Here is a 22740-nt window from a genome sequence, read left to right as displayed (position 1 = left end):
ATTTACATTACGCTATATGCTAAATATAAAAAATGCTAATTTTCTATCATATATTTGAAATATCAAATTTATTTCTAAATACTTGAATATATAATATTTTATAATTTTTTGCGCTTTATGTCAAGACAATATGTTCAATATTCGGAAACTTCAAGCGTATTTCGTTTAATATTTACATAATTATTTTTCTGTCAAATTTATTTTTTGCCTTGAAAAATCTTTAGGGAGGTATTACAAGGAGCCTTGCTGTTGATAAACACACTCTTGGGATGGCAATTAGAAATAGATCAAAAATAGATAATAAAGAGGCTGTTGCTTCGTATAAAAACTATATGCAACAGCCTCTTTATTATTTATCTGAATCCGCCGATTTAGCTGACTTAGCAGATTTATCTGAATCATCATAGCTTTCCTTCACATCTCCAAGATCGTATTTTTCTCTTACTTTCTTTTCAATTTCAGCCATAAGCTCAGGGTTTGAAAGCAAATATTCCTTTGAATTTTCTCTTCCCTGTCCGATTCTACCGGTTTCATATGAATACCATGCTCCGGCTTTATTAACAACACCGGCCTCAACTGCCATATCAAGTATGCAGCCTTCCTTTGATATTCCTTTACCGTATATAATATCAAATTCTGCCTGTTTAAACGGAGGTGCAACCTTGTTTTTAACAACCTTGACTCTTGTTCTATTTCCATAGACATTGTCCCCTTTTTTAAGGGATTCTATCCTTCTGACATCAAACCTCATTGATGCATAGAACTTAAGAGCTCGTCCGCCTGTGGTAGTTTCAGGGTTTCCAAACATAACACCAACTTTTTCACGAAGCTGGTTGATGAAAATAGCCACTGTATTGGATTTATTAATTGCTCCTGCCAACTTTCGCAAAGCTTGAGACATAAGTCTGGCCTGAAGTCCTACATGAGAATCACCCATCTCTCCATCAATTTCTGCCTTAGGAACAAGTGCGGCAACAGAATCTATTACCACTATATCAACGGCTCCGCTCCTGACCAATGCTTCCGCTATTTCTAAGGCCTGTTCGCCTGTATCTGGCTGAGAAATAATAAGGTCTTCATTTGATACTCCAAGTTTTTTAGCATATGCAGGATCAAGTGCATGCTCAGCATCTATGAAAGCAGCAATACCTCCTCTTTTTTGTGCTTCTGCAACTATATGTAATGCAACGGTAGTCTTTCCTGATGATTCAGGTCCAAAAATCTCTATTATTCTTCCTTTTGGAACTCCGCCTATACCGGTAGCAATATCAAGCGGCAGGGCACCGGTCGGTATCGATTCTATATTAAGCTTCGCATTTTCTCCAAGCTTCATTATAGATCCCTTGCCGAATTGTTTTTCTATTTGAGCAATAGCAAGCTCAAGCGCCTTATCTTTCTCCATTATACACTCCTTTTTAGAACATTTGTTCTTTTAATTATATCTGTTATTCAGTTATTTGTCAACGTTAATTATATTATTTTAAGAAGAAGTTCAAGCTTGATGCGATTCATTTCATCATTGAGATCTATGCTTATCATGTCGCTTATCTTTTCAATTCGTTTTCTCACAGTATTAATATGCACGAACAATTTCTCAGCTGTAAGGCTAAAATTCATTTTGTTTTCAAGATAAACCTTTAATGTTTCCAAAAGCTCACTATTTGCTTCGTCTGTATATAAAACTTCAATTCCTTTTTTCATTACATCGATCTCGTCCTCTTTTATATCTACCCATGCAAACACTCCCAGCCGGGAATATTCTATTATATCTAGGCCGGGATAAATATGTGAACCCATGCATATTGACTTTAGGCATCTATCATAATTTCTACCTGCGTTAAAAATATAATCAGACACATCGGAAATCCCAATTATAAATTCTGAACCTTCTATATCTAATTCCAGACGTTTTTTTAAATTGCAGACTTTATTGAGCATCGCTTCATATTCTTTATCTGTTTTTTCCCTTTCAGTAAAATTATACATAAAAAGGCATCTGTTATCTCCCATTAATGCCATTTGACATGTATTTAAACCAAAAACCTGCCTTTTATCACTATTGATAATATCGCTGTATCCTGAAATAAGAATACCTTTATTTTTTTGTTCAATTACAAACATGCAACTTTTTCTGTCTACATCAAGATCGTATTCAAGGGCTTTTTCAATAATTTCTTTTTTATCATATCTTTTATTAATAATATTCTTAACTACAGATGCAAACCCTCTATCGCCAGAGCTTTGTGCTACAAGTATTTGCTCAAACATCGCTTGAATTTGCACAAAGCCTATTCGAAGAGCAAATTGATCGAAATAGTCTAAAAGTTCTGTTGCCTCCATGACAACAAAGTACGCCCTAACTTTGTTTTTTACGCTTATGGGAACAGTTATCCAACTGTATGGCTTGTCATACTTGTCGTCATAAAATCTGTATCTTATCATTTTTAAATTGTCGCACATAACTTCCACGCTATGGCTAAAGGATGGATTCCAAAAGTCATATTTGCTGAAACCAACTGACAGCTCTTTAAACTTGTTTGAACTATAATATGCCTTATCGTCAATTAAATCGTAAAGCATTGCCGGAAATTCCATCTCATATTCAAGGCTATTCAATATTTTTTTAATTTTCATTTCCTGGTATGTAAGATCCGTAAAGCTTTTGGGATTTATTCTGCCTATATTGAACTGCCGAATATTTTTATTCATAACAATTACATTAACTGCATTAAATATTCCCATAAAAGGATCTTTATCAGGTATATCTATCAGCGGAACGTTGCATTTATTACAGGCCTCAATTAGATTTTCAGGAGTACGCTTTAGATATCTGACAAATTTTATTCCCAATGCAGCATTTTTCCTTAGTTCATCCGAACATATATATTCGTTCAGATAATTAAAATCTCTTGAAAATATATATCCCGAAGTTATTACAAACTCCTTGCCCATCGTCCATTTGAAGCCGTCAGGGGCATCCAATACAGTCACACCTTGGATTTGGTTATCTAATCCGCCATGTCCCGCTATTACCTTATAGTCTTTAAAAAATTCTGCTTTCATCATTTCTCTAACTGTTATCCCAAAATATCACCGCCTCTAAAATATATATAAATTATATATTTTTTTTATAATAAAATCAAATATAAAAAGATGTTTCAATATTGAATGCTGCAAACAGACCGCATCGCATAATGAAACATCTTTTCATAAAATTATTTTAAAGGCAGAACATATTTATTATTTTTAGTTTTGTCAGAAAATTCTTTTTTCGCACTTTCCACAAGACTGCTATCATTTAACAGATCGTATGCAATTGACACAAAGACTTTTGAAGCGTACAACATTCCTTTCTGCGCAACCTCTGATCCCGCCATTGATGTTGCCTGCCACGTATGAGGATTTATTCCCAAAGGCCAGCATGCTGTCAGAAAGCAATTCATAGGTAGTATCCAGCTTACATCCCCTGAGTCTGAAGAACCTGTTAAATACGTCTCCTGTGCTACCTCTTTAGAAACAACATGCTTATGCATCGAATATTTTTTAAATATTTTGTAGTTGTTTAGATCATCCTCAACCTGGTGCTCACTTACAGTTTTTTGAATTTCATCAGCAAACTGCAGTTCTTCTAAAGTAAAATCCGGTCCCGAAATCTCTTGCATGTTTTTATACGTAAGATCGAACAAAACCTTGTTTGGCATCATTTCATAACATCCTGCAACATATTTATGGCTTACCTCTGTTTCAGTCATAAGAGCAGCTCCTTCAGAAATTTTTATAAGCCTATCGGTGATTTCAGTAACATCCTTTCTATGTGGGGCTCTGATGAAATACCATGATTCTGCTTCCTTCGGAACTATATTAGGAGGTCCTCCGGCATCAGTAATGGTGTAATGTATTCTTGCCTTATCAATTACATGTTCCCTCATATAATTTGCACCCGTATTCATAAGCTCAACAGCATCCAGAGCACTTCTTCCAAGATGAGGAACCGCTGCTGCATGTGCCGATATTCCATTGAATTTAAATTTTATAGAGTTATTAGCAAGATATGAATTATAAATTGGAGTATTTACATTCATAGGATGCCAGCTTAATGCCACATCACATCCGTCAAATGCGTTCTCTCGTATCATTTCCACTTTTCCATTCAATGTTTCTTCAGCAGGACAGCCATAGAATCTTATTGTACCTTTAACATTATCTTGCTTTATATAATTTTTTAGCGCTAGTGCAGCTCCCATAGCAGCGCTTCCCAAAAGATTATGGCCGCACCCATGTCCGTTGCCTCCTTCAATTACAGGATTATGCTTAATATCTTTTTTCTGAGACATACCAGGCAATGCATCATACTCTCCCATAATTGCTATTACGGGGCTTCCTTGGCCATACTCGGCATAAAAAGCATACTCTACGTTGTTTATATCATAAATTTTAAATTCATTATTTTTTAATATATTTTTTATAAGTTCAGATGAAAACTTTTCTTCTCCGGATATTTCAGGATTATTCCAAATGCTTATACTTGCGTCTGTAATAACATCCTTTAACTTTTCTACCTCTGCAATTAATTCTTGTTTATTCATTATAGACTCCTTATATTAATTTCTTTTTGTATAGCAGCGATGCAATTATTATTGTTCCGAAAACCGAGCCAAGAGTAACAAGATATGTGGGTTTTCCTCCCGGGATAAAACTAAACACCCCGGCATTAACCGACAAAGTAAGCCCAAGTCCTAATGCCATAGCGATAGGAGCAAGTTTAATTTTTTTAATTGCAAACTGCACAAATATCGCTCCAAATAAAGACGGCAGAAGATAGTTCAAAGCATTTATTATCGACTCGGGGAGAACAGTCATTATTGCGCTTCCGGCAAACACACCAACAGCTAGAATAACAATGTTAACAATTATAGATACACTCATCCCAAGCGTTGCAACAATTGCTCCTTCATTTGTACCCGGTTCTACATTTGCAATTTTTTGAGCTATAGCGGCGCATGGGATTCTAAGATTTGAAATATTTCCTGACATAAATGCCATGTATGTCCCCGCCACACCTATTATTGGAAAATAGGAAACGGGCTCAACAAACCAAAGTACACCTACAGCACCTGCTATTGATATAAATCCCGTCATGATAGCACTCGAAGGCGGCATTATATCAAATATAACTGCTAATACAAACGCCGGCCCGAACGAAAATAATATTCCCAGGCAATTTGTTATTTTACCCCACTTGTTTATATATGCTATATAACTTCCTTCATATACATTGCTTTTATTTGTCTCTTCCATTTCATACCTCCTTTAAATAACTGCGGCCACAATCATTCCGCCAAATAACGCTATTGCCAAAGTCCATTCTTTAAGCCATTTTATATTCTTCTTATCACCAAGCGGCCCTATTATTGCCATTATGAGCCCTCCGGCTATGCACGCAATGGTATTTTTGTTCATGGCCACAAGATGACTTGAGCTCAACGATGCAAAAGCTCCAAGCATTGCCGCTGTAGATGCAATCGTAATAAGGCCTTTGTCGCCCTTTGAAAATTTCTGCTGTACTTTGTCCATTTTATTTGCAGTAAACGTTGAAAAAACAATCCATCCTATTGAACCTAAAATCATTGTCCAAACAGCGTTTGCAAAAGCAACATCAGTCATTGCATCTACACCCATTTCAACTCCTGCAGCTTGTGTTCCGAAACCTGCTGCCATTAGCTCAAACATTACCGAGCCTATGAAAGACAGTCTCATCCATGCCATCGGGCCTCCAACTGTTACCAGTAAAGATAACAACCCCGTGAGAATTACCATAGACGGTCCTATTGAAGTGATGAAGCTGCTTTTCATAGCATCCTTCATTGCACTTTCCGAAATTCCTATTTCTTTTCCGGTTGCAAAAGATTTAGTAGCAAATATTATCGATTGTATTAATACCAAAAGCACAGCAATGCCGGCAGCAATCCACATCGGAAGGCTATTGGCCATTTTTAAGTAATCCATATCGTAGCTCCTTTTCTTTTAATTGATATTATTTTAACTTGCTGATAGAAATAAGACAATTCAGATAAATTTATTTAATTTGAAAATAAGTGTACATATGAAAATAATTTATAAAATAACAAAATTAAATGAAAATTTTTTTATTTAAAGCGTTACTCAGCATAATAAAAAACCTGCCTTCAATTTCTGAAAACAGGTTTTATTTTAATACTTCAATTATTTTAATGCTTCAATATTCTCATAAATATATGTTGCTCCTGATACTACGGTCAAAAGAACTACTATGACCACAAGAGGTGTTATCCATGGTGATGTAAACCCTGCATATCCCGTATAATTCAGCAATATTACTACGATAAGTACCATTTGGAATACCGTTTTAATTTTACCCCATGGATTTGCCGCAATTGTTATTCCTTTTGAAGCCGCCAAAGTTCGAAATCCGGATATTAAAAATTCTCTCGAAATAATTATAACAACAACCCATGCGCTTAAATAATCAATTTGAACAAAAGCTATAAATGCAGAAGCAGTGAGAAGCTTATCGGCAAGAGGGTCCATAAATTTACCAAAATCTGTAACCAGATTATCCCTCCTTGCTATATACCCGTCAACAGCATCTGTTATTGCCGCAGCAACAAAAATTAAAAGCGGCAAAAACCTGAATATTCCTTTGCTTATATATAAAAATATTAAAAACAATGGAATTGCCAATACTCTTATAACAGTAAGCTTATTCGGAAGGTTCATTTGTCTAAACCAATTCATATACAACATCTCCCATCATATCATATTCTAACACATCATTTATTTTTACTTTATAAATACTTCCCACTTCCAAATCCTTATCAGATGTCACGTAGACACAGCCGTCTATATCTATTGAATCCATGTATGTCCTTCCGACCCATATGTTTTCAGCATCCTTCTCTTCTATAAGAACATCATAAACGCCGCCTATTTTCTCCAGGTTGTTTTCATAAGAAATTCCTTGCTGTAATTCCATTAACTCATTATATCTTTGTTCTTTGACTTCCTCATCGATCTGATCTGGCAACTTGTATGACGGAGTGTCTTCTTCTCTAGAATACTTAAATATTCCCACACGATCAAGCTTGTATTCATTCAGGAATTTCATCAATTTTTCATGCTCTTGCTGTGTCTCACCGGGGAATCCTGTTATTAGCGATGTCCTTATTACAGCTCCTGGAACTTCTCTTCTGATTTTTTTAATCAAATCTGTTATTTGCTTTTCATTTGTGTTTCGGTTCATTCTCTTTAATATTCTATCATCTATGTGTTGCAGTGGTATGTCAAAATATTTTAGCAGCTTGTCATTGTGTTTAAATTCATTTATAAGCTCATCATATATATCTTCAGGGTACAGATAATGTATTCTTACCCATTCCACACCTTCCAATTCCGAAACTTTTTGCACTACCTCATGAAGCTTTCTTTCTCCGTAAAGATCAATTCCATACTTGCTGGTATCCTGAGCAATTATTATTATTTCTTTTGCTCCGTTCTTTGCCAATTGGCTTGCATCCTCGACAATTTTTTCTATCTTCCTGCTCTTATATGGTCCTCTTAATTTTGGAATAATACAATATGTGCAATGGTTGCTGCAACCCTCTGCAATTTTCAGGTATGCATACCAACTCTCTGTCAAAGTATTCCTAGGGAGATTTTCATCGTCAACCTGGCGCATTTCAGTATCAACCACAGTTCTATTGCTGCTTTCATATTTTTCAATATAATCATTTATCTTTTCAAAACCTGATGTCCCGATAATAATATCGACTTCCGGCATTTCATCTGCAAGCTCGCTTCCAAATCTTTGAGCCAGACATCCTGTTACTATAATCTTTGGTTTTTTATTACAACTGTTTTTAATTTCCGCAGCTGAAAGAATAGCATCCACCGATTCCTGCTGAGCGTCCTCTATAAACGAACATGTATTTATTATGATGTAATCGGCTTTGTCAGCATAATCTGTTGTCTCAAACCCTTTATTTTTTAATATTCCTATCATGTGTTCCGAATCAACAAGATTTTTGGAACATCCAAGGGAATGCATGTATATTTTTTTCATTAATTTCCTCTCATTTCTTCTAGTTCTTCTACTGTTACAAGCACTTTTCTTGGCTTGCTGCCTTCATGAGGTCCAACTATACCTCTTTGTTCAAGCTGATCAATTATTCTTGCAGCTCTGGCATAGCCTACTTTGAATTTTCTTTGTATATATGAAGCTGAAGCCTGGCCATCATTTACGACCAACTCCACTGCCTGCTCTAAAAGTTCATCTACGTCCTCATCCTGTTCCGGTGTTTTTTCTATTTCATTTATTATCTCATTTTGTTTTCCTGTTTTAATTTGAATCTGCTGAGCCTTGATATCATCTACCACTCTTTTTATTTCGTCATCAGAAATAAAAGTTCCTTGGATTCGTATAGGTTTTGGAAGGCCTATAGGATGATAAAGCATATCTCCTTTTCCTAAAAGTTTCTCAGCACCTCCGGTATCCAATATTGTTCTTGAATCTATATGCGAAGAAACGGCAAATGCTATCCTTGAAGGAATATTTGCTTTTATTACACCTGTGATAACATCCACAGACGGTCTCTGAGTTGCAATTACCAAGTGCATGCCGCATGCTCTTGCAAGCTGAGCAATACGTGTAATATATTCTTCAACCTCAGATGAAGCAACTGTCATAAGATCTGCAAGTTCGTCGATAATAATTACTATTTGAGGCATTTTTTCATTATCTTCCTTGACCATCTTTTCATTATATGACTCGAGATCTCTCACACTGTTTTGTGCAAAAATCTTGTATCTATTTGTCATTTCTGATACAGCCCAGTTCAGCGCGTTTGCAGCTTTTCTCGGATCGGTAACAACCGGAATAAGAAGATGCGGCAAACCGTTGTAAATGCTCAGCTCCACAACCTTCGGGTCAACAAGTATAAGTTTGACTTCATCAGGTTTTGCCCTGAAAAGTATACTCATAATGAGAGAATTGATGCATACACTTTTTCCTGAACCTGTAGCTCCTGCAATCAAAAGGTGAGGCATTTTATCAATGGACGCAATTATATTCTTGCCTGCAATATCCTTTCCCAATGCGAACGGAATATTTGTACCAATAGATTTATATTCTTTGGATTCTATTAAGCTTCTCAAATACACACTTGTCTTGCTTTTATTGGGCACTTCTATTCCTATTGCAGATTTACCTGGTATTGGAGCTTCCATACGAATATCAGACGTGGCAAGAGCCAGTGCTATGTCATTTGACAGCCCCGTTATGCGGCTTACTTTAATACCTGGAGCCGGCTGAATTTCATACCTTGTAATGGTAGGCCCTTTATTGATTTGAAGAATGTTGCACGGAATATTAAAGTTGCTCAATGTTTCAATAAGTTTTTCTCCGTCTTTTTTCAAGTCATCTTTGTACCCTCTTGAATGCTGAGGGACAGAATCTAAAAGCGTTGTTGACGGTTGTTTATAATTGTCAGCCTTTATACCTGCAATATTAATTATATCATCTGTAATTTCTTTAGATTCAAATTTAGAATTATTCTTTCCTCTTTTTACTTCTTTATCTTTAGCATCATCATGCTCAATTTTTTCTTTTTCTTTTACATTCTCCTTAGCTGGCATTTCAGCTTTTTTGACATCGTCTATCTTCAGTTGTGTAATTTCAGCTTTTTTATTGTTTTCATGAGGATTCATATAATCGAATATTTTTATATTTTCTTCCGATCCATCATGAGGCTCCGGAATTCTGGCCTTGGATTTAGGGTCGTCTTGCGGCTCAGTAATAAATATAAAATTATGTATAGCCTTAAAAAACCTTTTAAAATAATCTGTAATTATTTTGCATATCCCAATAACGCTCTGATTAGTAAGAAGAATAAAATTAGAGAACACTAAAGCTCCTAGCACTATGTATGTCCCGTTTCTTCCAACAAGTTTTAAAAATATGTATGTAAGAATATTTCCTATAATTCCACCGCCTTGTTTCAAAAGGCCTGTTTCAGAAGATACTTTTATTAAGCTTCTTATAGAATCACTTTCTTTTAATGTTTCTATATCCTGCAAAGCCGAATACATAATTAAGCATATAAAAAACCCGATTATAGCCGCTACTTGGTTGCTGTTTCCGAATACGATTATATTCAAAAGTCTCATCATACCGATTACCAATATAAAATACGGCAATACGTCAGCTCCTTTTCCAAAAGCTGAATGAATGAAGGTATTAATTGATTTTCCTATTATCCCTGTCTGATTTTCTTTTATGGTAACCACTATTAAAAACACAGCAAATGCAACTGTAAAAATTGCTGTTATTTCTTTTTTTAACAGCTCATTGCTGTTGTTACTGCTTTTTTTTGATTTTGTATTTGAGCTTGTACTCTTTTTCCTTGGAGTTGCTTTTTTTGTTTTATTTTCACTTTGTATCTTTGCCATTTTAATACAGCGTCCCCCTGTTTTTTCTAAATTTTATTATATCATAATATATTGTTTAACTGCAATCTTTTATTTAATTATGAACAATCCTGGTCGTTATTATTCATATTTCCTATCAAGTCTCTCAGCTTATTCATAGAGGAACTGAATCCTCCTATCTCGTCTATCAACCCTATCTGACAAACCTCTTCAGCATTGAGAACTGTACCTACATCATTAGCAATTTCGTCGGTATCATACATACAATCCAAAAGTGCCTTTCTGTCTACATTTGAATTATTAACTATAAAGTTTGTAATCCTTTCCTGCATTTTTTGAAAATATCTAAATGTCTGTGGAACGCCTATCACAAATCCATTTGTTCTTATAGGATGTATTGTCATAGTTCCTGTAGGAGCAATAAATGAATAATTAGTTGATACAGCAAGTGCCGTACCTATTGAATGGCCGCCTCCAAGGACGAGTGATACTGTCGGTTTTGTTATGCTTGATACCAGTTCTGAAATAGCCAAGCCTGCCTCAACATCTCCTCCCATCGTATTAATCAGCATCAGCACCCCTTTAATTTGAGGATCCATTTCCGCTCCTATAATCATAGGAATTATATGTTCATACTTAGTAGTCTTGCTTTGAGGCGGAAGAGATGTATGCCCCTCAATCTCTCCGATTATGCTTATGAAGCAAATGTCCTTAACTGGGCTGATATCTGTTATGCTGCCAACTTGCTTTACGTTTTCTATGGGCTGATCAGAATTATCTTCATTTTTATTATTTTCATTTCCGCTAAAAAGAAACGGATTAATCGGTTCAGAATCGCTGCTAAAGTTCTGTTTCTCATTATTCCCATTCATACGAATCTCTGGCATATTATTGTTTTGACTGTTTTTATTAACTCTTTTTGTGTCTATGTTATTAAATGACTGCTGAAGCATATTATTAATATTCTGATTGTTATTTTCCATTTGAGCCTCCACATAAAAATAATCAGGTTATATTCCTGATTATTCTTTGGAGTTTTGCTTTTTTTATACATAATAAGCAATTAATCATTTTCAATTATTATCATATCGCTGCCTATTTTTTTAATATTCTTCCACAATACTTCTTTTTTCTTCGGTTCTTTAAAAATATTAAAATGTGAGTTATTACCGGAAATAAAGCTTATAATTTCTCCGGTTTTTTCTTCAATAACCAAATCACAGTCACCAAATATTCCCAAGTTTTCGCCTGTATCAATATTGATTATTTCTTTGCTGTACAATTCGCTTAATTTCATCATACAATCCCCCTTTTATAATTTAAATTCCCGTATGCCCGAAGCCTCCTTCGCCTCTTTCCGTATTACCCAGCTCTTCAACCAGTTCAAAATCAGCCTGCTCATGCTTAATAAAAACCATCTGTGCAATTCTGTCGCCATTATTGATTACAAACTCTTTGTCGCCTAAATTAATCAGTATTACTTTTACTTCACCGCGATAATCTGAATCAATGGTTCCGATTCCGTTTACCAAACTTATACCGTGCTTAATTGCCAGTCCGCTTCTTGCTCTTACCTGGGCTTCGTATCCCATAGGAATCTCTATATGTATTCCGGTTGGAACCAATGCCCTTTCCATAGGTTTTAATGTTATCGTTGCATCCACATATGCTTTTAAATCTACTCCTGCTGAGCCCTTTGTTTCATAAGTAGGGAGCTCAAAAGGATTTTTCTTTACTATTTTAACTTTCATATTCTTCTCCAAGTACTTTATTTATAATCTTTTCAATGTCTTTATGCTTATTAAAATTACCTGTAAAAGTGATACTTAGCTTATCTATATCAAACAGTTCCTGAGATACTTTCAATACATCTTCCAATTTAACGTCATTGATGCGATCTATAATCTCATTTGGATTTTGGATTTCATTGTACAACAACTCTCTTCTTCCGATTGCCGACATACGGCTGGATGTACTTTCAAGTCCAAGTATAAAATTCCCCTTTATCTGCTGTTTTGCTCTGTTAAATTCTTTTTCTGTTATATCTCCGTTTTTCATGCCGGACATTACTTTTAATACTGTCCTTAGCGCTTCTTCCGTCTGTTCATATGACATTCCTGCATATATACTGAATATTCCAGTGCACTTATAATTAGATACGAATGAATAAATCGAATAAACCAGGCCCTTCTTTTCTCTTACTTCCTGAAAAATTCTAGAACTCATAGTTCCACCAAATATGTTGTTTAAAACCAGCAATGGATAGTATTTTTTGTCATGTCTCCCGATTGTCTTATTTCCTATACACATATGGAGCTGCTCCAGGTCCTTATTTATTCCTACAACTCTGCGCTTATATTCTCCAGGTTTATCAATGTGTTCAACACAACCATTCTGCCAGTGGCTGAATTTATTCTTGATCATGTTAACAAATTTATCCTCATCAAAGCTTCCAGCAATTGCTATCACAGTATTGTGAGGAGAATATTTTTCTTTCATGTATTTCAATACACTCTGTGTCGTAAATGTCTTTAAATTTTTTTCCGTACCAAGTATATTATATGCCATAGGGCTGTCATTAAAAACTATTTCCGTAAGTTTATCGTGAACAATGTCCTCCGGAGAGTCCTCATACATCTTTATTTCTTCTATAACAACAGAAATTTCCTTATCAATTTCCTCCTGCAAAAACAATGAGTTAAAAAACATATCTGAAAGTATATCAGTGGCTTCCTCAATGTTTTCATCCAGAACCTTAACATAGAAACAGGTGCATTCCTTGCTTGTAAATGCATTCATCTGGCCGCCCAAATTATCCATATCCTCAGCTATTTCATTTGCTTTTCTGTTAGATGTTCCTTTAAAAAGCATGTGTTCAATAAAATGAGACATTCCGTTTGTTTCTTCTGTCTCGTTGCTGGAGCCAACATTGACCCAAATTCCTATTGATGCCGATTTTACATAGTCTATTTTTTCCATTACCACTCTTATACCGTTATCTAAAGTATGCTTTTTTATCATTTCTCCTCCATATATGCTAATCTTGCAGGCAAACTTACATTACCATAACATTATGTATCTCCCGGTACTGCATCTGCCTGTTATAAGCAGTATAATAATAACCAAAGTCAAAATTATTATTATGAGTTTTCTTATAAATTCTAAGTTATTGCAAAAAAATTTCATAAAAATCCCCCTCATAATTAAATGTATTATTTAAAGGGTCTATTTATGATTTTATTAAAAAATTATTATGAATTAATATTATCAGAATTTTACATAAATTACAATACTTTAATTATAAAGGGCATAATTGATTAGAATTACGCCCTTTTATACCTAATTTATATACATATTGTAGAACTGCTCTCCTTCAGTCAATGAAATACCTCTGTACTCAGACATTTCGCTTACCGTAACAAGTTGATATCCTCTTTCCACAAGTTCCGGAATAACTATCTTTGCTGCTTCGGCAGTGCTTTCATATAAATCATGCATAAGAACTATGTCTCCGTCCTGTACATTTTCCAAAATTTCATTTACAATCATTTCTGTATTTCTATTCTCCCAGTCACGTGTATCAACAGACCATTTAATAACTGGTTTTAAGATTTTTTTGTTCAATTCATCATCACTTGCACCATAAGGTGGTCTCATTATTGCCGGAGTGTACCCCGTAGCACTATAAATCAAATCATCCGTACCTTTAACCTGCTTGTATAACTCTTCATTCGTAACAGTGGTTAAGTCTTTATGGTTATAGGTATGATTTCCTATCTCATTTCCTTCGTTTATTATTTGATTTAATGTATCCTTATAATTATCAACGCTTGACCCCACCACGAAAAATGTCGCTTTAGAATTATTTTCCCGCAATACTTCAAGTATTTCAGGAGTATATTTGGATGGACCGTCATCAAATGTCAAAGCAACTACTGGCTTGTCATAATCCAATTCACTTGTATCCTGCTGCTCCGGATTAATAAGCGCCTGTTCTTCATCAGCAAGTGCCTGTTCTTCGACAGGTTCTGACGCATACACTGATAAATCCAGTGCTTTTTCTACAGAATATTGTGCATGTCCTAAATTCGGTAAGTTGTATTGTTGTATACCGACTTCGTCAGCATTCGCTCCAATATTGACAGACAAAATCATCAATGTTATCAATGATAAAATCAATACTTTTTTCATCATATCCCCCCTTAATATATGTTTAATATATATAAATTATATATCTTTTTAATATAAGCATCAACACTCACTAACAGGATATAAAGGTATAAATATCATAGTAATAACATCAATTTCAAAAATCACCATATTTTTATGCTATATCCTTTCATAACTTTCCATATGAGTAAATTGTAATAACTCTTGTTTCAAAAATCAGAAAATAAAAAATAACAAAATCTCGGTCTTACCTTGATATTGTTATCTTATTATCTTAAAGCATTTATTATTACCGATATATTATTTATTTTCGGTTTCTTTTATAGCTTCTTTTCTTGAAAGTTTTATTTTTCCTTGATTGTCGATTTCTATTACTTTAACAAGTATTTCATCGCCTACGCTTAAAACGTCCTCTACTTTTGCAACTCTTTTGTCGGATATCTGAGATATATGCAAAAGTCCGTCTTTGTTATTTGTAAGTTCAACAAACGCTCCAAATGTAACAATTCTTACAACCTTGCCGAGCATTATTTCTCCTACTTCTATTTCCTTAATAATGCCTTCAATTATTTCTTTAGCTTTATAAGCACTCTCAACATTTTCGGCAGCTATGAGTACTGAACCGTCATCTTCAATGTCAATTTTTACTCCTGTTTCTTCGATTATCTTATTGATAACCTTACCGCCTGCTCCTATAACATCTCTTATCTTATCAGGATTAATTGTCATGCTTATTATCTTAGGTGCGTACTTACTTATTTCATCTCTTGGTTTATCAATGCATGCAAGCATTTTATCCAATATAAACAGTCTTCCAACGCGAGCCTTTTCTAATGCATTTGTTAAAACATTTCTGTCGATTCCATGAACTTTTATATCCATCTGGATTGCAGTTATACCGTCTTTTGTTCCGGCTACCTTGAAGTCCATATCTCCCAAAAAGTCTTCCATTCCCTGTATGTCAGTAAGCACTACAACATTGTCATCTTGTTTCATTAATCCCATTGCCACTCCTGCTACAGGTGATTTAATAGGAACTCCGGCATCCATTAAAGACAATGTACTGCCGCATACAGAAGCCTGTGAAGTTGAACCGTTTGAACTAAGAACTTCAGAAACAAGTCTTATTGTGTAAGGGAATACATCCACCGATGGAATAACAGGCTCCAATGCACGTTCTGCTAATGCTCCGTGTCCGATTTCTCTTCTGCCAGGTCCTCTTGAAGGTCTGGTTTCTCCTACTGAATAAGATGGGAAGTTGTAATGATGCATATATCTTTTAGATGTTTCCTCAGATATACCGTCCAGTGTCTGTTCATCACTTGAAACGCCCAAAGTCGTTACTGTAAGAACCTGAGTCTGGCCTCTAGTAAATATTGCAGATCCATGAGTTCTAGGAAGCATTCCAACTTCGCATGAAATTTTTCTTATTTCATCAATTTGTCTGTTGTCAGGTCTTATACCTCTTACAAGAATATTTTCCCTTACCTTTTCCTTAATTATAGTATAAAGAGCATCATCAATATCAGCTTCATTTTCAGGATACTTTTCCAAGAATACTTCCTTTGTCTGCGCTTTGAAACTATCGATTCTGTCTTGTCTCTCAAGCTTATCTTTAACTATTATAGCCTCATTTATTATAGGTGCGGCATATTCTCTGATTTCTTGTTCAATCGATTCATCACATACAAATTTTAGATAGTCTGATTTTTCTTTTCCTACTTCTGCTTTTATCTCACTAATAAAGTCACATATTTTCTTAATTTCTTCGTGAGCAAACAATATTGCTTCAAGCATTTTAGCTTCGCTTATTTCATCTGCACCAGCTTCAACCATCATTATGGCTTCTTTTGTACCAGAAACAGTTAAGTTCAAAGCCGTAGCTTCTCTTTCCTTGCTGCTTGGGTTTACAATAAATTCATCATTAATAAGACCTATGTTTACAGAACCTGTCGGCCCGTCAAAGGGAATATCTGATATGGTCAATGCAATTGAAGAACCTATCATCCCAGCTATTTCAGGCGAACAATCCTGATCCACTGACAATACAGTAACAGTTACCGAAACATCATTTCTGTATCCTTTCGGAAACAGCGGTCTCAACGGTCTGTCTATTAGTCTTGACGTTAGTATTGCCTTTTCTCCCGGTTTGCCTTCTCTTTTAATAAATCCTCCGGGAATTTTTCCCACAGAATAAAGCTTCTCCTCAAAATCAACGCTCAACGGAAAAAAGTCTATACCCTGTCTTGGCTCTTTTGATGCCGCAACATTAGCCATTATTACCGTATCTCCGTATTGTACGATGCAAGAGCCGTTTGTAAGCTCTGCTATTTTGCCGGTAGTAACTTTTAATTCTCTTCCTGCGAGCGTATATTTAAAAACTTTTTCTTCCATTTGTACCTCCTTCTAATAGTTTGAAATCTTTTGAATGATAAATAAGAGCGGGATTTTCCCCGCTCCTTAATTATCTTCTTAATCCTAATTTTGCAACAATACTTCTGTATCTTTCGATGTCATTTTCTTTTAAGTAGTTAAGAAATCCTCTTCTTTGACCAACCATTTGCAAAAGACCTCTTCTTGAGTGATGATCTTTTTTGTTGTCTTTCAAGTGTTCAGTTAAATTGTTGATTCTGTGAGTCAGCAACGCTATCTGAACTTCCGGAGATCCCGTATCCTTTTCATTGATTCTGTACTGTTCAATAATTTGTGTTTTTTGTTCCTTAGTCATATTGTCCTCCAATAATAATTTTTATTTCACCAATAATCCAAGCAATACGTTGAGGATTCGAAAAACTTAGATTATGGAAATACAATAAATTTTACCATACTACTTGTTTTTTGTAAACCTAAATTTAATTTTTTAATGCAAAATTATCAGCTTTCAACTTTGTCTAAAAATATTATATCATTGCCATTTTCAATCTTTTCACCAAAAGTCAAGACAGAACCATACCTGTTAGATACAATCTTAAGTATCATTTCCCTATTTCCCATCTTTATCTTATATCTGCCGTCGGGAGGCACTATGATACTGCTTTTATTATTCACAAAAGCAGCATTTTTATTAGTATCTATATTAATTTCCTCGTTAAATATAGTATAATTATCTATTAAAAGATTATTTGCTTCGCGAATTTTGCCTTCATTTAACAAATTTCGCACCAGAGTGCTGCTTACAACTATTCCGTTATATTTTACCGGATGTATTTCTTCTACGCTGTAACCGTACTTATCATGAAACTTTTTCAGCGTATTTATATTTCCTTCGGCTTTGTACCCAAATGTAAAATTGTACCCTACTACGATATTTTTTGCATTGTGCCTATCTATGAGAATTTCACGAATAAACTGTTCCGGAGAATATTTTGAAACAACCTCGTCAAGCAGTATTTCCTCTACCTCTGTCACACTATAGGATTTTAAAAGCTCCAGCTTTATGTTTCCTGAATTTATGTACTTGATGTTACAATTTGATTTTCTTAAATCTTTTTTTATAAACTTGAAAGTAATTATTATGCTGTCCTGATTTTTTTCATGACTTAATTCAATCATACGTCTTATAAGCACGTCATGACCTGTATGAATACCATCAAAATTACCGATGGCAACACACGATCCGTTTATGTTTTTCATTAGTACCACCTATAGCTCATATAAGCATTTTTTCTATTTTAACTGAATTATTTCCGATTTTTTTCCCTATTCCTACAAGTTTGTTTCTGCAGTAAACGTAAAATTCACTGCCGTTACAAACATCAGCCTCGGCAAAAACCTCGTTGCCTGCAGCCAGTCTGTCATAATACCGTTCATCAACGATAATTTTTTCTAAAGGATACATCTCATCAATGGAAATAAGGCATTCATTTAATTTATTGAAAGCAAATAAATATTCCAGCTCATCTAAAGTTACAGAATTTTCAATATGTAAACCTTTTGCCTCTGTTCTTACAAGTATGCCCATATGTCCAAATGTTCCAAGTTTTTCTCCTATATCATTGCACAATGTTCTCATATATGTTCCCTTAGAACATTTAACTCTCATGAGAACTCTGTTGTTTTCAAATTTTATAAACTCTATTTTTTTTATATCTATTAATTTTCCGGGTTTATTAACTTCAATGTTCTGTCTGGCATATTCATATAATTTTTTTCCATTTAATTTAACTGCTGAGTACATAGGCGGAACTTGAAGCTGTTCTCCCTCAAAATCCTTCAAAATATCATGAATTTCTTCAACACTGACACTGAAATTGTATTTTTCATCAACTATCTTGCCATAACTGTCTTGAGTATCTGTTTTTTGACCAAGTATAAGTTCACAAATATATTCTTTATCACCGCTCATAAGATAATCGCTTATTTTTGTTCCCTTGCCTACACATATTGCCATAACTCCAGCTACATTTGGATCAAGCGTTCCTGCATGGCCAACTTTTTTCATATTTAAAATTTTTCTGACTCTACTTACAACATCATGAGATGTCATTCCAGTGGGCTTCAAAATATTTAATATTCCGTTCATTTTTCTCCAAAATATTCTTTAAATGTTTCCACCAATAAACTCTTAGAGTTTTTAACCGTATCGTTTATTTCAAATCCTGCAGCTTTAGCGTGACCTCCGCCACCAAATTTTTCCGATATTTTGGAAACATCTATATTATTTTTTGATCTCAAACTTACCTTTGTATTACAATCTTCATATTCCTTAAGTACACAAGACACTTCAACTTCTTTTATTCCTCTTATAAACTCTACTACTCCATCAATATCATTCATATCAGTATTGTTTTTCTCTAAAATATCTCTAGTAATGGAAGTTATACCAAATTTATTTTTATAGTACAACTCTATTCCGCTGATACAATCAATATAAGCCTTCACAACATTTGCAGGCTTAGAATTATAAACTATGTTGTCCACATGAGATGCATCTACTCCCAGATCCATAAGATCCGCCGTTTTTCTGTGAGTATCTCCTGTTGTGCTGGAATAGCTAAACTTTCCTGTATCAGTCAATATAGCTACATAAATGAATGTTGCAACCTGCTGAGAAATTTCATAGCCTGATATCTTTAATATGTCATACAGAAGCTCACCTGTAGAGCTCATAGATGGATCTATTACATTAATGTCTGCATAGCCTTCATTGGTTTTATGGTGGTCTATACATATTGTCTTGCTTGAATGAGAGAATACATCCGTAAATTTACCTAACCTTCCTAAATCACTGCAATCAAGAACCACCAGTAAATCAAACTCTTCTCCGTCATACTCCGTTGAAATTACACTTTCATCAACTAATGGTTTATAATTAAAAGGAATGCTGCCATCAATATACACTGCTAAGTTTTTTTTATTAATAGATTTCAAGAACTCGTACAGGGCCATAACTGACCCTATACAGTCTCCATCAGGGGCTTTATGTCCTGCGATGCAGATTTTTTTAGAATTATTTATTAGATTAAATATTTCCTTTACATCATTCATCAATGGATTCATCTTCAGCCTTCCTGCTTTCTTCATCTTTAATAACCTTATTTATAAGGCTCGACATATATATTCCTTTTTCTATTGAATCATCCTTTTCAAATATCAATTCAGGCGTTATGCGCATTTTAACTCTTTTCCCTACTTCCCGCCTGATAAAACCTCCTGCACTCTTTAGTGCTTTCAAAGTTTGTTCAATGTCCCCGTATACGGAAATATATACTTTTGCATATTTTAAATCTTCCGTGACATGAACATCCGTAACACTCGTTAGGTCTGATATTCTTGGGTCTTTTACTTCGTTTCTGATTACTTCAGATATAACTTTTTTCATTTCGCCCGACAATCTGTTATTTCTTCTATTTGCCATGTTATACCCCTTTTCTGTTAACTATCTTTTAATTTCTTCCATTATATAGGCTTCCATTGAGTCGCCTTCTTTAATGTTGTTATATTTTTCAATACCAATACCGCCTTCATACCCGGTATTTAATTCTGATACATCATCCTTAAATCTCTTTAATGATGATATTTCTCCTTCATGGATTACTATATCATTTCTAAGCAGTCTAATTTTTGACTTTCTTGTTATTTTGCCGCTTGTTACATATACACCGGCAACAATTCCAACATTTGGAACTTTGAATGTCTGTCTAACTTCGGCCCTTCCCTGCACAACTTCCTTGTAAACTGGTGCAAGCATACCCTTTACTGCCTGTTGAATATCTTCTATGGCATTGTAAATTATATTGTAGGTACGAACATCTACATTCTCTTTCTTTGCAAGCTCCATTGCAGCTATAGAAGGCCTTACATTAAATCCTATTACAATGGCATTAGATGCTGAAGCAAGCATTACATCATTTTCGTTAATTCCGCCGACGCCTCCGTGTATAGGATTAACCTTAACTTCATCCATACTCTGTTTAAGCAGTGACTGCTTAACTGCTTCTATTGAACCGCTTACATCTGCTTTAATTATGATATTTAAATCCTTAACTTCACCCTTTTGTATTCTGTCAAACAAATCATCCAGCGACACTTTTGATGTAGCATTCATTGTTTCCTGATGTCTTTTGTCCTTGCGCTTTTCAGCTATATTTTTAGCATCTTTTTCATTTTCCATTACTACCAGAATATCTCCAGCCTGCGGAGTCTCTGAAAGTCCAAGAATTTCTACAGGTACAGACGGTCCAGCCTGGTTTATTTTTTTGCCCTTATAATTAAACATTGCTCTGACCTTGCCGTATGCACTGCCAACCAACACAATGTCTCCCTTGCTCAATGTTCCTTTTTCTATAAGTACGGTTGCAACAGGACCTCTGCCTTTATCCAATTTAGCTTCTACTATTGTTCCCTTTGCAGCTCTGTTAGGGTTAGCCTTTAATTCTTGTACTTCTGCTACCAACAATATCATTTCAAGCAAATCTTCTATTCCCATGCGTTTTTTTGCTGAAACTGGCACAAATATAGTATCTCCGCCCCAGTCTTCAGATATTATTCCTTGCTCTGACAGTTCTTGCTTTACTCTATCCATGTTTGCTGTAGGTTTATCAATTTTATTTACAGCAACAATAATAGGTACTCCGGCAGCTTTGGAATGGTTGATTGCTTCTATTGTCTGAGGCATCACTCCGTCATCTGCAGCAACAACTATAATTGCTATATCTGTAACTTTAGCACCCCTTGCTCTCATTGAAGTAAAGGCTTCATGTCCCGGTGTATCCAGGAAGGTAATCTTCTTTCCGTTTATTTCAACCTGTGAAGCTCCTATGTGCTGAGTTATTCCTCCAGCTTCATGTTCAGTCACTGCCGTGTTTCTTATTGCGTCAAGAAGTGATGTCTTTCCGTGGTCAACGTGACCCATTACAGTAACTATAGGCGGTCTTGGAAGCATATCTTTTTCATCATCTGTATCTTCTTGAGCAAGTGAGTCCTCTAAATTTTGAAGCTCATCTACAACTTCAATTTTAGTAATCTTAGCTCCCAGTTCTTCACCGATTAGCTGGGCTGTAGCAAAATCAATTTCCTGATTCATGTTAGCCATTATACCAAGCAAAATCAGCTTCGAAATAACAAGATTAACCGGAACGCCCAGCTTATCTGCAAATTCTCTTACTACTATAGATTCTTCAATTTCTATATTTTTTATTTTAGGGTTTTCCTTTCTTTCATGTTCAGCAGGTTTTTGCTGCTGAGGCTGTTGAGGCTTATTCTTTGACTTTTTTTGATTTTTTTTGTTAAAATTATTTTTACCTTTTGCAGATCCCTTTGAAGATCCTTTTTCTCCGCCTTCTGTCCTTGGTTTTTGCTGTACCTGCTGTTTCTTCACAGGAGATATTAGTTTCTTGTCGACCTTCTTTAATTTAGCCTGATTTAAGTCTATTTTTTCATCAACTAAAGGCTCATCGTCGTCAATAACTGCATTTTTTGCTCCCTTTGCAGCCTTTGCCTTTTTATTGCTGTTAATAATATTTAGTGCTTTTTTAAGCCGAATAACCTCTAAGTCCGTAATAGAACTCATATGATTTTTTATAGTAATACCTAATTCCTGTTCTGCCAAAGCAACAAGGTCTTTACTATTCATTTTTAATTCTTTTGCAAGTTCGTATATTCTCATTA

General features: G+C 34.9%; 20 protein-coding genes. All 20 read right to left on the bottom strand.

Annotated elements, in window-relative coordinates; translation table 11 throughout:
* Positions 1 to 349 precede the first annotated feature (349 nt).
* Positions 350 to 1402: a recombinase RecA gene (gene recA, locus RBQ61_RS11055; RefSeq protein ID WP_308137376.1), complete on the bottom strand. Its 1053-nt coding sequence runs from the start codon at positions 1400 to 1402 to the stop codon at positions 350 to 352.
* 68 nt (positions 1403 to 1470) lie between these two features.
* On the bottom strand, positions 1471 to 3066 hold the full coding sequence (locus RBQ61_RS11050; RefSeq protein ID WP_308137375.1) for a PucR family transcriptional regulator: 1596 nt from the start codon (positions 3064 to 3066) through the stop codon (positions 1471 to 1473).
* A 149-nt stretch (positions 3067 to 3215) separates the two neighbouring features.
* On the bottom strand, positions 3216 to 4586 hold the full coding sequence (locus tag RBQ61_RS11045) for an amidohydrolase (protein ID WP_308137374.1): 1371 nt from the start codon (positions 4584 to 4586) through the stop codon (positions 3216 to 3218).
* Positions 4587 to 4596: 10 nt separating this feature from the next.
* Positions 4597 to 5298, bottom strand: a complete 702-nt coding sequence (locus tag RBQ61_RS11040) for a hypothetical protein (protein ID WP_308137373.1) — start codon at positions 5296 to 5298, stop codon at positions 4597 to 4599.
* Between the two features lie 12 nt (positions 5299 to 5310).
* Positions 5311 to 6006 (bottom strand): DUF5058 family protein, encoded by a 696-nt coding sequence (locus RBQ61_RS11035; RefSeq protein ID WP_308137372.1) that lies wholly within the window; start codon positions 6004 to 6006, stop codon positions 5311 to 5313.
* A 216-nt stretch (positions 6007 to 6222) separates the two neighbouring features.
* The gene (gene pgsA, locus RBQ61_RS11030) at positions 6223 to 6774 is read right to left on the bottom strand and encodes a CDP-diacylglycerol--glycerol-3-phosphate 3-phosphatidyltransferase (protein ID WP_308137371.1); all 552 of its coding nucleotides are present in this window, start codon (positions 6772 to 6774) and stop codon (positions 6223 to 6225) included.
* On the bottom strand, positions 6761 to 8098 hold the full coding sequence (gene rimO, locus RBQ61_RS11025) for a 30S ribosomal protein S12 methylthiotransferase RimO (protein WP_308137370.1): 1338 nt from the start codon (positions 8096 to 8098) through the stop codon (positions 6761 to 6763). Before rimO ends, pgsA begins: the two co-directional genes overlap by 14 nt.
* Positions 8098 to 10482: a DNA translocase FtsK gene (locus tag RBQ61_RS11020; RefSeq protein WP_308137369.1), complete on the bottom strand. Its 2385-nt coding sequence runs from the start codon at positions 10480 to 10482 to the stop codon at positions 8098 to 8100. The genes rimO and RBQ61_RS11020 overlap by 1 nt, the downstream gene beginning before the upstream one ends.
* Before the next feature lie 77 nt (positions 10483 to 10559).
* Positions 10560 to 11333, bottom strand: a complete 774-nt coding sequence (locus RBQ61_RS11015) for a ClpP family protease (protein ID WP_374049914.1) — start codon at positions 11331 to 11333, stop codon at positions 10560 to 10562.
* A gap of 191 nt (positions 11334 to 11524) precedes the next feature.
* A complete protein-coding gene (locus RBQ61_RS11010) occupies positions 11525 to 11761 on the bottom strand; it encodes a YlmC/YmxH family sporulation protein (RefSeq protein WP_308137367.1) in 237 nt (78 codons plus the stop codon).
* Between the two features lie 19 nt (positions 11762 to 11780).
* A complete protein-coding gene (gene dut, locus RBQ61_RS11005; protein ID WP_308137366.1) occupies positions 11781 to 12212 on the bottom strand; it encodes a dUTP diphosphatase in 432 nt (143 codons plus the stop codon).
* Positions 12202 to 13482, bottom strand: a complete 1281-nt coding sequence (locus RBQ61_RS11000; protein WP_308137365.1) for a pitrilysin family protein — start codon at positions 13480 to 13482, stop codon at positions 12202 to 12204. Before RBQ61_RS11000 ends, dut begins: the two co-directional genes overlap by 11 nt.
* 318 nt (positions 13483 to 13800) lie before the next feature.
* Positions 13801 to 14655 carry a polysaccharide deacetylase family protein gene (locus tag RBQ61_RS10995; RefSeq protein WP_308137364.1) on the bottom strand — a complete coding sequence of 285 codons (855 nt, stop codon included), beginning with the start codon at positions 14653 to 14655 and terminating at the stop codon, positions 13801 to 13803.
* A gap of 276 nt (positions 14656 to 14931) precedes the next feature.
* A complete protein-coding gene (locus RBQ61_RS10990) occupies positions 14932 to 17025 on the bottom strand; it encodes a polyribonucleotide nucleotidyltransferase (protein ID WP_308137363.1) in 2094 nt (697 codons plus the stop codon).
* Between the two features lie 70 nt (positions 17026 to 17095).
* Positions 17096 to 17359: a 30S ribosomal protein S15 gene (gene rpsO, locus RBQ61_RS10985; protein WP_213924540.1), complete on the bottom strand. Its 264-nt coding sequence runs from the start codon at positions 17357 to 17359 to the stop codon at positions 17096 to 17098.
* A gap of 146 nt (positions 17360 to 17505) precedes the next feature.
* A complete protein-coding gene (locus tag RBQ61_RS10980; protein WP_308137362.1) occupies positions 17506 to 18264 on the bottom strand; it encodes an FAD synthetase family protein in 759 nt (252 codons plus the stop codon).
* A 16-nt stretch (positions 18265 to 18280) separates the two neighbouring features.
* On the bottom strand, positions 18281 to 19153 hold the full coding sequence (gene truB, locus RBQ61_RS10975; protein ID WP_308137361.1) for a tRNA pseudouridine(55) synthase TruB: 873 nt from the start codon (positions 19151 to 19153) through the stop codon (positions 18281 to 18283).
* Positions 19150 to 20154 (bottom strand): bifunctional oligoribonuclease/PAP phosphatase NrnA, encoded by a 1005-nt coding sequence (locus RBQ61_RS10970; protein WP_308137360.1) that lies wholly within the window; start codon positions 20152 to 20154, stop codon positions 19150 to 19152. The genes truB and RBQ61_RS10970 overlap by 4 nt, the downstream gene beginning before the upstream one ends.
* Positions 20111 to 20488: a 30S ribosome-binding factor RbfA gene (gene rbfA, locus RBQ61_RS10965; protein ID WP_213924544.1), complete on the bottom strand. Its 378-nt coding sequence runs from the start codon at positions 20486 to 20488 to the stop codon at positions 20111 to 20113. The genes RBQ61_RS10970 and rbfA overlap by 44 nt, the downstream gene beginning before the upstream one ends.
* 21 nt (positions 20489 to 20509) lie before the next feature.
* A complete protein-coding gene (infB, locus tag RBQ61_RS10960; RefSeq protein WP_308137359.1) occupies positions 20510 to 22738 on the bottom strand; it encodes a translation initiation factor IF-2 in 2229 nt (742 codons plus the stop codon).
* Positions 22739 to 22740: the final 2 nt, after the last annotated feature.

Origin of the sequence: Sedimentibacter sp. MB35-C1 (genome assembly GCF_030913635.1) — a bacterium.
Taxonomy (GTDB): Bacteria; Bacillota; Clostridia; order Tissierellales; family Sedimentibacteraceae; genus Sedimentibacter.
The sequence above is the reverse complement of the archived record's forward strand: the minus strand, read 5'-3'. Positions and strand labels throughout refer to the sequence as shown.